Origin of the sequence: Acinetobacter sp. YH12076, from assembly GCF_013419525.1 — a bacterium.
GTDB lineage: Bacteria > Pseudomonadota > Gammaproteobacteria > Pseudomonadales > Moraxellaceae > Acinetobacter > Acinetobacter amyesii.
On the sequence record NZ_VOZY01000004.1, the window covers coordinates 112,593 to 124,776 of the forward strand.

A 12,184-nucleotide genomic window follows, 5' to 3' on the forward strand; every position below is an offset into this window, starting at 1 on the left:
TTTGTATGCCTAAATATAGGCGGGAGTGTGGGTTAAAGAATGGCTTATGATCACAATGTAAACTTGAGTGAAGTGCATGCTCCAGTTCAGGCAAATATCATAATTCGTTCTCAGGCGAGTAAAAATACGGGCAAGTCCAATACCACTCAAAAAGCAGCGACTAAAAATGTGGTATCCCGAAATGGTCAGCGTATCGATATCGATCGTTTGACTGGATTTTTACAAGGCATTACCCGCAAAAGCAGTACTCAGAAATGTGCCCGCAGTGTTCGTTTAGCACTTGAGTCCGCAGGGGCACGTTTTAACGGTCACCCCGTTGCCGCAGCAGATTGGGGCAGCACATTACAAAAAATTGGTTATCAAAAAATTAATTTAGCGTTTGATCGACCTAAGAAAGGCGATATCTATATTATCGACCGCAATCAAAGTAGCCGTTATGGTCATATCGCAGCATATTCAGGTAAGGATTGGGTGTCTGATTATCGTCAAGCGGGTTATGCGGTCTATCGAACTCCAAATGTGAAATATAGCTATTATCGCTTAGCGGATTAACAGCCCGTGGCTGAATAAAAGGTTAGTCTTCAAACCTTTTTGCACGCTGACTGTAGATCGAGACGATAAATAATCCAATTGCAGTAAAGCCCACACATTGCAGCGCTAAAATCCAGCGTTGCTCATTGGGTAGAAAATAAATTAAGCACACTAAACATAAAATTGGCAAACCAGCCAAACCGCATTTTAATGACGGAGACAGTGTTTTTAGTTTGTCTTGTCTGAGCTTATAAAGCAGATCAATCATCATACCAATGGCTAAACTGAAGCCCGCAAAGCGGGGATCTAGTTGTTTTTGTTCAGCGCATAGAAAAATAAGCACACAGGTACTGATACAAATGATGAGCTTGATTTGTCGGTTACAGCGCTCAGAGTACCAAAACGTCAGCATTTAAACCTTACCTTCGGGTGAAGTTTTCTCGTTTTTATTCAGCAGTGAAATCGGGGAGAGCAGGCAGATTGCCAAAGCCATAAAGCCAATGCCTTGAGCACCCGGAATCAAAATTTCACCCTTATTCATGTTGATAAAAACCAAAGCCAACAGCAGTGCAATCGGTATCCACGTCAATAAACGATAGAGTAAACCAGTTGGGTTTTTTGCTGCAAAATGAATCTTACAATAACGACAAATCAGGAAAATCACGCCTGTACCCATGAACATTAGAATGGCTTGAAGTGTTAAGGGTTCCATCCAATACAAAACACCGGTCAGTACGGCCATCGCAATAAAAAACAGGATTTTTTTAATTACAGAAACGCTGGGGTTAAACCAAAATTCAAGCATGGATCGATAGTTTAAAAATAAGCTGAATAAACTTTAGCACAGATCGGTTGTCTAATTCAGTCACTTCATGTGCAGTAAATGCGTATGAAGGAATAAATTTCAGCGCATAAAAAAGCGAGGCTTAAACCTCGCTTGCTTAAAGACATTTAGAAAATATTAATGATTTTTTTGTGGACCCCAGTCATAGATTTTTTTCTGGTAGGCATACCACATCATCCATAGTCCAATCAGAATCATCGGAACTGTCAGGAACTGACCTTTACTCATCCATCCAATGAATAGTTGACCATTGTCCGGCTCACGGAAGAATTCAACGGTGAAGCGTGCGATACCATATCCGATGAGGAACAAGGCTGAAACGGCATAACGTGGACGAGGTTTTGAACTAAACCACCACAGCACGATAAACAGAATTAAACCTTCACAGAGTGCTTGATAGAGCTGCGACGGATGGCGCACCAATTGGAGTGGATCGGTCGGGAAAATCATACCGAAAGCAAAATTAGGGTCAGTCACTGCACGGCCATACAGTTCGCCACCAATAAAGTTCCCAATACGACCAAACATTAAGCCTGTTGGAACGCAGGGTGCAATAAAGTCGAGGGTCTGGAACCAGGTCATTTTATATTTTTTGCACCACAGTAACATGGCAATCATGACCCCAAGGAAACCGCCATGGAAGCTCATGCCACCTGTCCAAACTTGGAACAGCCATAGTGGGTTGGCAAGGAACTGATCGAAACCATAAAAGAAGACATAGCCAAAGCGTCCACCAATCACGACACCCAATGCACCGTAGAAAATCAGGTCAGAGACCATTTCTGCGTTCCAGCCGTCACGTTGTTTTGCACGGTAGGTTGCCAAGCCCCATGCAAATAAAAAGGCCAATAAATACATCAGACCATACCAGTGAACTTGTAGTGGCCCCAGTGATATCGCCACAGGGTCGATATTTGGATATGTCAGCATTGCTGTTCCTTGTCATTATGTTTTGCACAGATTTTAGCTGAATGTGCTGAAAAATGTTGTACATTCAATGTGTAAAGATATTGAGAGTTGAATATGTGCATTGTGGCTTTTGCTTGGCAGGTCTTGGATGACATGCCACTCTGCCTGATTTCGAATCGTGATGAGTTTTATCATCGACCGACGGCAGGCCTAAAGCAATGGGTAGATAGTCCGATTATTGCAGGGCAGGACTTACAGTCTGGTGGAACATGGATGGGGATAACCGCTCAAGGGCGTTGGGCGATTGTGACCAATTTTCGTGATGGTCGTGATCAGACTGCATATCCCACTTCACGTGGCGCTTTGATTCAGCAATTTTTAGAATCTGAGCAAACGCCCATTCGGTTTGCGCAAGCACTGGAACAAATCCAATGTAATTATGCTGGCTTTAATTTATTCGTTGGCGATGCCACTCAAGCCGTTTATATGAGTAATCGCGGTGAAGCGCCACAAGTCTTAGCCAAAGGGGTGTATGTCACATCCAATGGTTTAATGACTGAACATTGGGAAAAGACCCGACATTTACGTAAACGTTTCACGCAAGAATTTTTACCGATGCTACAAAGCCAGCAACCACAGGCGGACATAGACGCCGCTGCGTGGGATATTTTGGAAGATGAACGTAAAATCATTCCAGCGCTGCTACCCAATACTGGGATTCAGGCGGAAATGGAACATTTGCTGTCTTCAACCTTTATTCAAAGTCCGGTGTATGGCACCCGCTGTTCAAATTTATTATGTATGCGGGATTCACAGTGGCATTGGCAGGAAAAACAGCAGCAGGGTGAGCAACAAGGACAGATCACCCAGATAGAAGTGCATTTAAAGGTATAAAAAAAGCCGACGATTCGTCGGCTTTTTTTTTAAAGGTGTTTTATGCGGTTTTTTGCGTTGGCTGAGCTTGTTCTATCGCTTCGCCAGCAATCACACCACCATCTTTACGGGTGATGACTACGGTCGCTGAGCGAGGACGTGAAGTCGCTGCTGCATTGGTTTGTGATGCAGGCCAGTGGCTGGTCGGTTCAGAATAGGATGCTGAATCTTCACCGGGATGTTGCACATTGATAAAAATCGCTTTGTAGTCAGGTGTCATCGTCACACCTGTGATTTCACATTCTTTAGGTCCAGTCAGGAAGCGACGTAAGTTTTCGTCATTCAATTTTGCCCCCACAATGGTTTCTTGACCCGATGAGGTCGTGGCTTTCGTGCCGTCACCGACTTGACCCGGAAGTGCAGCAAGCATCATACAGTTGGTGGTATCGGTATAAGCACCGTCATCGGTTTGAATCCATAACACACCACGTGGGTCGAACCACATCCCATCGGGTGAAGACAAGTCGTTATTGTCATTTAGACCAGATAAGTTAATGTTGCTCGCCATTTTTGCTTCAGCACCAAACAGGTAAATATCCCAAGTAAAGCTGAGCGCTGTGGTTGTATCACCGTCTTCACGGAAACGGATAATATGACCGTTGACGTTGCCTTTACCACCTTCAGGGTCGGTGTAGTTACGTGGGTTGGCAGCATCTAGTGCATGCGTCGTACCACGGTTCGAGTTATTGGTGAGGGTCACATAGACTTCACCATTGTCTGGATGCACAGCGACCCATTCAGGGCGGTCCATTTTGGTAGCACCGACAGCATCTGCGGCAAGACGTGCGAAGGTCAGAACATCTGCTTGTGAGCTAAACGGATAAACGCTGTTGCTTTGGTTTAAACCATTGACGTTATAGCTCAATTCAATCCATTGACCTTTGCCGTCATTGTTAAATTTGGCAACGTATAACTTACCGTTGTTCATGTATTTGTCACCTGCAGCATAGCCACCGTTGACATCTTTTTTATTCCATTTTTGGTCGGATACAAATTTATAGATGTATTCACCGCGTGAGTCATCACCCATGTAAAATGCGAGGTTGTCATCTTCACGTAAGCGACTTGCACGGCAGTCTTCATGTGCAAAGCGACCCAGTGCTGTACGTTTTACGGGGTTTTCACGACGGTCAAATGGATCGATTTCGACAATCCAACCAAAGGTGTTTGGACCATTACGATAATCTTCTGCTGCCTGAGTACCGGTAACATTCGCCGACCAACGGTCATATAAATCTTGAGACTCATTACTTCCAATCGCTGTTTCCCAACCATAGCGCGAGTTTGCACCCGCTTTTAGACCATAACGGTTGAGTGCCACAATTTCAGCCGGACTACGTTTGGCATCATCGTCTTTTGCACGAGCGAAGTAACCAATGAAGTTTTCTTCTGTCGTCAGGTAAGTGCCCCAAGGGGTATAACCATTACCACAGTTGTTGTGTGTACCACGGGTTTGTTGACCATTGGCTGAAAACTTCGTACTGACTAAGCTTGAGCCTGCAACAGGGCCTTTAAAGTCCATTACGGTCGATGCGGTAATACGACGGTTAAATGGAGAGTTTTGTACCAGTTTAACGGCTTGAGTCTTGCTGTCTTTTTCAATTTGAATCACAGAAACTCCGTGTGCATTGACTTCACGGATAACTTCATCTTCAGGGCGACGGCCATCTACTTTGGTTGGGCCTTGTGGGTGTAAGAAGGTTGGATTGATGTATTCATGGTTCATCACCAACAAACCTTGGTCAGACTGTTTGGCATCATAACGTCCAGAGGTGGTATTTAAACCAAAGAAGCTCATACCGTCATGGCAGTCACCAGAGCGGAATTGGAAGCTCGGGCCAGAAGGAACATTGTTATCATCCCATGCTGGGTATGCAGGGTTAATCGAGTCACCCATCGCATATAGCACATGCGCTTGATAGCCTTCAGGAACAGTCACGATATCGTCTAAATTCTTTTTCACTGGTGTGAAATTGAACTTGGTCGGTTTTTGATTTGGATCTGTAACTGGTGGTTTGATATTGCTATTTGAATTTGAGTCATTGTCATCATTACACCCCGTTAATGAAGATGCCAATGCAAGTGCGACTGCACCACTCGCAGTCTTGGTAATCAAGCTACGACGGCTGATGCGTTGTTCTAAAATGTCACGAAAATGAAGGTTATCCGAAGTGTTGTTATCAAGTTCTTGATCTTCGTTATATGGCATGTTTGTCATGAATTTAAATCCTGGCAAAGGTGTGCTGGGTAAAAGTTGATCACATAAAACTATCGATAAAATATGACAATGCTTTGAAGCTAATGTTGCAAACTGATGAAATAGGCGTTTAGATTTCGCTGCATGTAAATTGCAAAACATTAAATGGGTGCATAAAAAAAAGAGGCTATCTCAGCCTCTTAGGTGTAAAACTCACCAAAATTGTCGAAAAATAAGTTTGTTTAAGGTGCAGATGCACGTCGTTTTTCAATCAGCTTGCCAAAGAACAAACCCAGCTCAAACAGCATCCACATAGGAATGGCTAACATGATCATCGAAAGCGCATCGGGTGGCGTGGCAAACATGGCGACAAAAAAACAGCCGACGATAATAAAACGACGCTTCTCTACCAAGGTTTGAGTAGATACCACCCCGATCAAAATCAAAATTAATGTGATGATCGGAATTTCAAAGGTCAGTCCAAACACCAAAAAAAGCTTTAAGCAGAAACTTAAATAACTATTGATATCCGTCATTGGCGCGACTGTTTCAGGGGAAACACTCATAAAAAAATGCAGGATGGATGGTAGGGCAACCCAATAGGCAAATGCAATTCCGGCATAGAAGAGGACGATACTGCCGAATAATAAGGGCATCGCCAAATGCCGCTCTTTTTCATACAGTGCAGGTTTGATGAAGGCCCAAAGTTGATAAATCACGAAGGGCATCGCGAGCATAAGCGCGACAAAGAAATTTAGCTTAAACGGCGCCATAAAGGTGGCGGTCACATCCGTTGCGATCATGGATGAGTTCATCGGCAACTGCGCACGCAGAGGCTCTGACATCAATTGATAGCTTTGATTGGCAAAGGGCAATAAACAAAAGAACAGAATCAAAATGAGCCCTGTAATTTTGATCAAATGCCGACGCAAAATCACCAAATGTTTGGTGATCGGCATTTCTTCCAAATCAGGCACAGTGTTCTGTGAATTGTTCAGTGAAAGATCTGTCATACGGCCACCTGATATTCTGCTAATGCATCGGTAGAACTTAATACAGGAGCTTGATCTGTTTTAATCTCGTGCTTTATTCTCATTTGGGGTGTAACCACGGCAAATATCGTGCTCTGACCACGTTCGATGTACTGATAACGTGGGGATAAATTTTTATTGTCAGGTAGGACGGCTTCTTGTTGTTTTTGCGCAGTCTGTTCTATGGGGTGTTGCGTTTGTTGCAATTCATTCATCTGCGCCTGCATACGCGCTTCGAGCTGTTGAATACGTTGCATTTCTTTTTGCATTTCTTCACGAAGTTCGGACATGCGAAGCTCACGATCAATATCTGTTTGCACGTTACTGATCAGTCGTTTAACTTTCCCGTACCATTTACCTGCAAAGCGGATACCTTCAGGCAGTTTTTCTGGGCCGAGTACGATCAGCGCAATAATGCTGAACACCAGTAATTCGCTAATACCAATATTAAGCATTATGACAACTCCTTAGCTTTGAACTGAGGAATTGGTTTTATTTTGAGCTTCATGCTCTAGCGTGCGAGGCTCATTAAGCTGTGTGTTTGCTGCGTCTTCATCACGCATCGATTTTTTGAAATCTTTGACCGCGCCGCCGACATCTTTGCCCAAGTTTTTTAGCTTAGAGGTACCAAAGAGTAAAATCACCACAATTGCAAAAATCAGTACATGCCAAATCGATAGTCCAGCCATCTTGTTATCCTCTTGTTGGTCTGCACAACATTTCAGCAGTTGTAGATGACAGTGAAGTGACCAAGATGTTGCAGTTTAAAGACAGCCGCCAATTATGTTCAGTGTTACTATGCATGGATTGAGCAGTGAGGGTGGTGTAGTGGCGTTTCTTCTTCCGATATTGGGTTTTTTAAGTGGTCTCGGATTGGCATCATTATTAGGAACCGCATCGCTCAAATCGATTTTCTCTAGCTTACTTGCACGCTGTTTTATTCCAGCCGTAATCATCTACAACATGGTGTTCTATCAAGCAGGCAGTTTAGCGCTCATGCTCTTTAGCTTTAGTGTTGCCGTGCTGATGTTTTATTTATTTCGCTGGCTATTAAAAGATAGTTTACGTGCCTTGTGTGTCAGTTATTTGAACTTGGCTTGGCTGGGTTTTCCTTTTGCCTTAGCACTGTTCGGCCCTGAAATTAGTGCAGCGATGGTGGCTCTGTATGTCGGTGGCTCTATCTTTGGCAATATGTGGGCCGTTACAGCCGTCAGTTCAGCCCAACTCCCATGGTCGAGCGTGATTCAAAAAGTGGCGATGTCACCGCCTGTATTTGCCTTGATGATTGCAGGTGTCTGTCGAATAGTTGGATTACAACATTTAGAAGAACATCAGATCTTAGATTGGCTGTATCAGGCTGCAAAAATTGGAATGAGTTTCACAGGGATGTGCGTCTTAGGCATGTGGCTGCGCCAAACTAAGGTACAGTGGAGTAATCTGATGAACAGTAGTCGTATTTATGCGATGAAACTCACCGTTGGCGCGGTGATCTGTAGTTTGAGTTATGCCTTTCTTCCGATTCCCCAGATCGAGAAATATATTGGGGTGATGTTCATGCTGTTCTGCTTACCCCCTGCAGCCAATATTGTGGCTTTAGAAACGCATTATCAAGGAACAGGCACTTCGGCACGTTATATTGCTTCAGGCACGATTATGAGCTGTATCGTCGTCAGTTTTTATGGGTTAATTTTGCATCTTTTTTCGCTTTAAAATGAAAAGTGAATTATAGATGCCCACAAAGGGTGACTACTTAAGCTGTTTGCGAATCTGCCAATCTCGCACGAGGGCATATATCATCGCGATACCTATCAGGCCTGAAAATCCAACCTGACCTTGCGACAGATTAAGCATGATCGACACTACGATCAACACTGCAAAAATAGCGTAAGTGGTACGAAAGTCCGAGGTGAGCGGGTAGGTCAGTTGCGCATGGCAATGAGAGCAGCTTATTTTTTGAAAACCAAGAAATGAGCGTGTTGGGATTTCAGTTGAAGTGTGATGGCAAGCGTTGCATATGATCTGTATCGGTTGAAGTGCCATAATTATTCTATTTTTATTCAGGGATTGGAGTTAATCTTTGGCATTAAGATTAACTCCAATTCAAATTATTTCAAACTTGCTTTAAATAATTTCATCGCCTGACCACGATGGCTGATTTTATTTTTTTCTTCTTTTGATAATTCAGCGCTAGAAACGTTTAGTTCAGGCAGCCAAAACAGTGGGTCATAGCCAAAGCCATTTTCACCACGTGCTGCTTCCATCACTTCACCGCGCCAAATCCCTTGGAAAATTTGTGGGAGTGGGTCTTCTGCATGTTGGACCAAAGCCAAGACACATACAAACATCCCTTCGATGGCTTCACCCTCTTTACGGAGTGGTTTGAGGTCAGCAAGCAACTTGGCATTGTTAGCGGCATCATTGCCATGTTCACCTGCATAGCGCGCAGAGTAAATCCCTGGTGCGCCACCGAGTACAGGAACGCAAATGCCAGAATCATCTGCAATGGCTGGCTTGCCTGAAATTTTCGATGCGTGACGCGCTTTGATAATGGCATTTTCAACAAAGCTTAGACCGTCTTCGATGGCATCTTCAATGTTTAATTGACCTTGAGGAATCACTTCAACAGGAAGATTAAGCTCGGCAAACATTTTTTCAAATTCTGCAATTTTACCTTTGTTGTTGCTCGCCAGAACCAAAGTGCCTTGAGATAACCAATTAGATGAAGCCATGCAGAATCGCTCTTTATGTTGAATATTGAAATGTATTTTAACGGATTTAACGTATCTGGTTGAAGTTAAATGCGCTTTAGACTCCTATTACTGTAATACCATCTATTTTATTAATTTGAATATTTTTAAAAATCCAATGATTTGGTTAATCATAGTGATTATTTTAGTTTTATATTTAGGGAATTTCTTCCTAAAATTTTTTGTTTCTTTTTTAAAGAGAAGCTGAACATTATCTTTATAAGTTAAAATTTTTTTTTCATTTAGATAGTTTTTATAAGGATTCAGCCTTTCAATAATTGTAGTGATTTTTTCAGGATAAACATAAGTTGGTCCCCAATGTGACCAAGGGCTTTCATGTTCAAAGAAGAATTTTTCGATAAGTGAAAAAGCGAGTTCATCAATAACGATAGAGTTTTGCAAGTTTGGATTTTGATCAAGGTTAAAAGGAATAATCTGTATGTTTAATCCAGAATAATATCCACTTGAATATTGAATGACTTCAAAATTTATTTTCATGTATTGTCCTTATAATTTTAAAAATATGGGTTATTTTAGAAGTATATATTTAATAAAAAAGCACCCGAAGGTGCTTTTTAAGATTCAAAAACTTATTGTGCTTGAATCCATTTGTCTGCACGGTCACGTGCTTGACGAATTTGGTCTTGGCTTAAGTTGGCTGCCAATGCCGTTTTCTTACCTTCAGACAAGCTAATCACTTTGTTGTCGAGCATGCCATCACGGGTAGAAAGCTCATACCATTGGTATGCACCCATGTAGTTTTTCTTTTGCTCTTCCATCATGGCTAAGTTAAAGCTTGCGCGGTTATCACCACGGCTGGCTGCTTTTTCGAAATATTGACGAGCAAGCGCTTCATCTTTTTTAGTCCCAATGCCATCAGCGAGCATACGACCTACATTAAGCTGTGCTGCAGATAAACCTTGATCAGCAGCAGCCTTATACCATGCAAAAGCTTGACGTTCATCTTTGGCAACGTCTTTACCTTGTTGATATTTAGTGCCTAAGTAAAACTGAGCACCGGGCTGACCTGCTTTAGCAGCTTTACTTAAGCTGTGAATATCCATAATTGAATATTGAGCAGCTTGGCTAGAAACTGAAGATGATGGAGCAACATAATCCGCATGGGCTTGTATGCTAAAAAGTCCAATCAGTAGCGTCGTGCTTAATAATAATTTTTTCATAGAGCGCTCACTCGATAAATTGCGACTTCACCAAATAGATTTGGGAGACGTTTACTGAGTAAACTGTCTTGTTGATCCCCATTCACGGCAAGTCGGTTAATAATCCGGATGTTATTTTCAGCACACAGCGCTTCAAAATCACGGAAAGTACATAAATGAATATTGGGCGTGTTATACCACATATAGGGTAACGCGTCTGAAACGGGCATCATTCCTTTTAATGCAAGGAAAGAACGAGTCTTCCAATGTGCAAAGTTTGGAAAGGTAATAATAGCCTGTTTCCCCACACGCACCATGTCTCTTAAGAGAACGTCTGGCGCATCTACAGCTTGCAAGGCTTGTGCCATAACCACATAGTCAAAAGACTGGTCGGCAAAGCGACTTAAACCTAAGTTCAAGTCCTGTTGGATGATATTTAACCCGCGACTGACTGCAATTGCAATCTTTTCTTGATCAATTTCTAAGCCATATGCACGAATATTGTGCTTTTTGCTCATATGTGCAAGCAGTTCACCGTCACCACACCCTAAATCGAGTACGCTTGAATCTGGTTTAATCCAACGTTCAGCCAGTTGATGATCAATACGCATTAGTTGGTCTCCTTCGGTGTTTCTTGCAGGTGTTTTACACCGCCTAGGAATGCACGTAAGCTTTTCACATATAACGGAATCGGGAACAAGAAAGAGTCATGGCCTTGTTCAGCATCAATATCCACATAGCTCACAGGCTTATGATTGCTAATTAATGCATCTACAATTTCTTGCGAACGAGCAGGGGCAAAACGCCAGTCCGTTGTAAACGAAACAACTAAAAATTGACACTTGGTTTTAGACATCGCGGTTTTTAATGATTGCTCATATTCACGTGATGGATCGAAATAATCTAAAGCCTTGGTCATGATCAAATAGGTATTGGCATCAAAGTTACGGCTAAATTGCTCACCTTGATAACGCAAATAACTTTCGACTTGGAATTCGACGTCAAAGCCATACATAAATTTACCTGACTTTAAGTCACGGCCAAATTTTTGTTTCATGGCTTCTTCAGAGAGGTAAGTGATATGACCCACCATACGGGCCAAGATCAAACCTCGCTTAGGATAACTATCATTTTCTAAATAGCGACCATCATGGAAATCAGGGTCAGACAAAATCGACTGACGCGCCACTTCGTTAAAGGCAATGTTTTGCGCAGACAGTTTTGGTGTACTGGCAATAATCACGCACTTTTGTAAACGATCTGGATAGTCCACAGACCATTGTAGAGCTTGCATACCGCCTAAAGAGCCGCCAATCACCGCATACCACTGCTGAATTTCTAAACGATCAGACAACATGGCTTGGGTTTTGACCCAGTCACGGACAGTCACTAATGGGAAATCAGGACCATAAGGGCGATTGTCATTTTCAGGATTTGGAGAGGTCGGTCCAGTAGAACCGCTACAGCCGCCAATATTATTTAGTGCTACGACAAAGAATTTTGACGTATCAATGGCTTTGCCTGGTCCAATACATGCGTCCCACCAACCTGGTTTACGGTCATCTTCATGATGATAACCTGCTGCATGGTGATGGCCTGACAGAGCATGACAAATCAAAATTGCATTAGATTTGTCTGCATTCAGTTCGCCATAAGTTTCAACCATGAGCTCAAAACGTGGGAGTATGCGATCGCATTCGAGCTCTAACGGCTCTTCAAAAATAAACTTTTGTGGGGTAACTAAGCCCACTGAGTCAGCTGGAAAAGACACAGGAATAATTCGCCTTAAATCTTTAGTATGAATAATAAAAGGATACCACTTGAGGGTATCC

15 protein-coding genes are annotated in these 12,184 nt (G+C 42.7%); 3 read left to right on the forward strand and 12 right to left on the reverse strand.

What is annotated here, in order from left to right:
* Positions 1-39 precede the first annotated feature (39 nt).
* Complete coding sequence (locus tag FTU22_RS05045) at positions 40-552, forward strand: peptidoglycan amidohydrolase family protein (protein ID WP_180093301.1); 513 nt, start codon at positions 40-42, stop codon at positions 550-552.
* A gap of 22 nt (positions 553-574) precedes the next feature.
* On the opposite strand, the gene FTU22_RS05050 is transcribed toward FTU22_RS05045, so the two are convergent.
* From FTU22_RS05050 to lgt, 3 genes are all read right to left on the reverse strand, one after another.
* On the reverse strand, positions 575-943 hold the full coding sequence (locus FTU22_RS05050) for a hypothetical protein (RefSeq protein ID WP_180093303.1): 369 nt from the start codon (positions 941-943) through the stop codon (positions 575-577).
* On the reverse strand, positions 944-1,336 hold the full coding sequence (locus FTU22_RS05055; protein WP_180093305.1) for a hypothetical protein: 393 nt from the start codon (positions 1,334-1,336) through the stop codon (positions 944-946). It lies immediately after the preceding gene.
* Between the two features lie 156 nt (positions 1,337-1,492).
* On the reverse strand, positions 1,493-2,305 hold the full coding sequence (gene lgt, locus FTU22_RS05060; protein ID WP_078189677.1) for a prolipoprotein diacylglyceryl transferase: 813 nt from the start codon (positions 2,303-2,305) through the stop codon (positions 1,493-1,495).
* Between the two features lie 93 nt (positions 2,306-2,398).
* Here lgt and FTU22_RS05065 point away from each other — a divergent pair, with 93 nt between their 5' ends.
* Positions 2,399-3,178: an NRDE family protein gene (locus FTU22_RS05065; protein ID WP_218955004.1), complete on the forward strand. Its 780-nt coding sequence runs from the start codon at positions 2,399-2,401 to the stop codon at positions 3,176-3,178.
* 40 nt (positions 3,179-3,218) lie between these two features.
* On the opposite strand, the gene FTU22_RS05070 is transcribed toward FTU22_RS05065, so the two are convergent.
* The 4 genes from FTU22_RS05070 to tatA all read right to left on the reverse strand — a co-directional run bounded on the left by FTU22_RS05070 (position 3,219) and on the right by tatA (position 7,134).
* Positions 3,219-5,435 carry a PhoX family phosphatase gene (locus FTU22_RS05070; RefSeq protein ID WP_180093307.1) on the reverse strand — a complete coding sequence of 739 codons (2,217 nt, stop codon included), beginning with the start codon at positions 5,433-5,435 and terminating at the stop codon, positions 3,219-3,221.
* Positions 5,436-5,656: 221 nt separating this feature from the next.
* Positions 5,657-6,427 carry a twin-arginine translocase subunit TatC gene (tatC, locus tag FTU22_RS05075; RefSeq protein ID WP_078192716.1) on the reverse strand — a complete coding sequence of 257 codons (771 nt, stop codon included), beginning with the start codon at positions 6,425-6,427 and terminating at the stop codon, positions 5,657-5,659.
* Entirely contained in the window at positions 6,424-6,900 is a 477-nt protein-coding gene (gene tatB, locus FTU22_RS05080; protein ID WP_180093309.1) for a Sec-independent protein translocase protein TatB, read from the reverse strand. The genes tatC and tatB overlap by 4 nt, the downstream gene beginning before the upstream one ends.
* A gap of 12 nt (positions 6,901-6,912) precedes the next feature.
* Positions 6,913-7,134, reverse strand: coding sequence for a Sec-independent protein translocase subunit TatA (tatA, locus tag FTU22_RS05085; protein ID WP_078189673.1), 222 nt, complete (start codon positions 7,132-7,134; stop codon positions 6,913-6,915).
* Positions 7,135-7,273: 139 nt separating this feature from the next.
* On the opposite strand from tatA, the gene FTU22_RS05090 reads away from it, so the two are divergent.
* Entirely contained in the window at positions 7,274-8,155 is an 882-nt protein-coding gene (locus FTU22_RS05090; protein ID WP_180093438.1) for a permease, read from the forward strand.
* A gap of 395 nt (positions 8,156-8,550) precedes the next feature.
* Here the strand turns inward: FTU22_RS05090 and rdgB are convergent, their stop codons facing one another.
* The 5 genes from rdgB to FTU22_RS05115 form a co-directional block, all read right to left on the reverse strand.
* Positions 8,551-9,174: an RdgB/HAM1 family non-canonical purine NTP pyrophosphatase gene (gene rdgB, locus FTU22_RS05095; RefSeq protein ID WP_180065187.1), complete on the reverse strand. Its 624-nt coding sequence runs from the start codon at positions 9,172-9,174 to the stop codon at positions 8,551-8,553.
* Between the two features lie 102 nt (positions 9,175-9,276).
* Positions 9,277-9,690 (reverse strand): hypothetical protein, encoded by a 414-nt coding sequence (locus FTU22_RS05100; protein WP_257225888.1) that lies wholly within the window; start codon positions 9,688-9,690, stop codon positions 9,277-9,279.
* A gap of 92 nt (positions 9,691-9,782) precedes the next feature.
* Positions 9,783-10,373 (reverse strand): tetratricopeptide repeat protein, encoded by a 591-nt coding sequence (locus FTU22_RS05105; RefSeq protein ID WP_078189669.1) that lies wholly within the window; start codon positions 10,371-10,373, stop codon positions 9,783-9,785.
* Positions 10,370-10,963: a methionine biosynthesis protein MetW gene (metW, locus tag FTU22_RS05110; RefSeq protein ID WP_067763682.1), complete on the reverse strand. Its 594-nt coding sequence runs from the start codon at positions 10,961-10,963 to the stop codon at positions 10,370-10,372. The genes FTU22_RS05105 and metW overlap by 4 nt, the downstream gene beginning before the upstream one ends.
* A complete protein-coding gene (locus FTU22_RS05115; RefSeq protein ID WP_078192713.1) occupies positions 10,963-12,123 on the reverse strand; it encodes a homoserine O-acetyltransferase in 1,161 nt (386 codons plus the stop codon). The genes metW and FTU22_RS05115 overlap by 1 nt, the downstream gene beginning before the upstream one ends.
* Positions 12,124-12,184: the final 61 nt, after the last annotated feature.

Excerpts from the sequence above, each read along its gene's own strand:
- tatB (WP_180093309.1), bottom strand. The coding sequence starts at position 6,900 with ATGCTTAATATTGGTATTAGCGAATTACTGGTGTTCAGCATTATTGCG.
- rdgB (WP_180065187.1), bottom strand. The coding sequence starts at position 9,174 with ATGGCTTCATCTAATTGGTTATCTCAAGGCACTTTGGTTCTGGCGAGC.
- metW (WP_067763682.1), bottom strand. The coding sequence starts at position 10,963 with ATGCGTATTGATCATCAACTGGCTGAACGTTGGATTAAACCAGATTCA.
- FTU22_RS05050 (WP_180093303.1), bottom strand. The coding sequence starts at position 943 with ATGCTGACGTTTTGGTACTCTGAGCGCTGTAACCGACAAATCAAGCTC.
- FTU22_RS05070 (WP_180093307.1), bottom strand. The coding sequence starts at position 5,435 with ATGACAAACATGCCATATAACGAAGATCAAGAACTTGATAACAACACT.
- lgt (WP_078189677.1), bottom strand. The coding sequence starts at position 2,305 with ATGCTGACATATCCAAATATCGACCCTGTGGCGATATCACTGGGGCCA.
- tatA (WP_078189673.1), bottom strand. The coding sequence starts at position 7,134 with ATGGCTGGACTATCGATTTGGCATGTACTGATTTTTGCAATTGTGGTG.
- FTU22_RS05055 (WP_180093305.1), bottom strand. The coding sequence starts at position 1,336 with ATGCTTGAATTTTGGTTTAACCCCAGCGTTTCTGTAATTAAAAAAATC.
- FTU22_RS05100 (WP_257225888.1), bottom strand. The coding sequence starts at position 9,690 with ATGAAAATAAATTTTGAAGTCATTCAATATTCAAGTGGATATTATTCT.
- FTU22_RS05105 (WP_078189669.1), bottom strand. The coding sequence starts at position 10,373 with ATGAAAAAATTATTATTAAGCACGACGCTACTGATTGGACTTTTTAGC.
- FTU22_RS05065 (WP_218955004.1), top strand. The coding sequence starts at position 2,399 with ATGTGCATTGTGGCTTTTGCTTGGCAGGTCTTGGATGACATGCCACTC.
- tatC (WP_078192716.1), bottom strand. The coding sequence starts at position 6,427 with ATGACAGATCTTTCACTGAACAATTCACAGAACACTGTGCCTGATTTG.
- FTU22_RS05045 (WP_180093301.1), top strand. The coding sequence starts at position 40 with ATGGCTTATGATCACAATGTAAACTTGAGTGAAGTGCATGCTCCAGTT.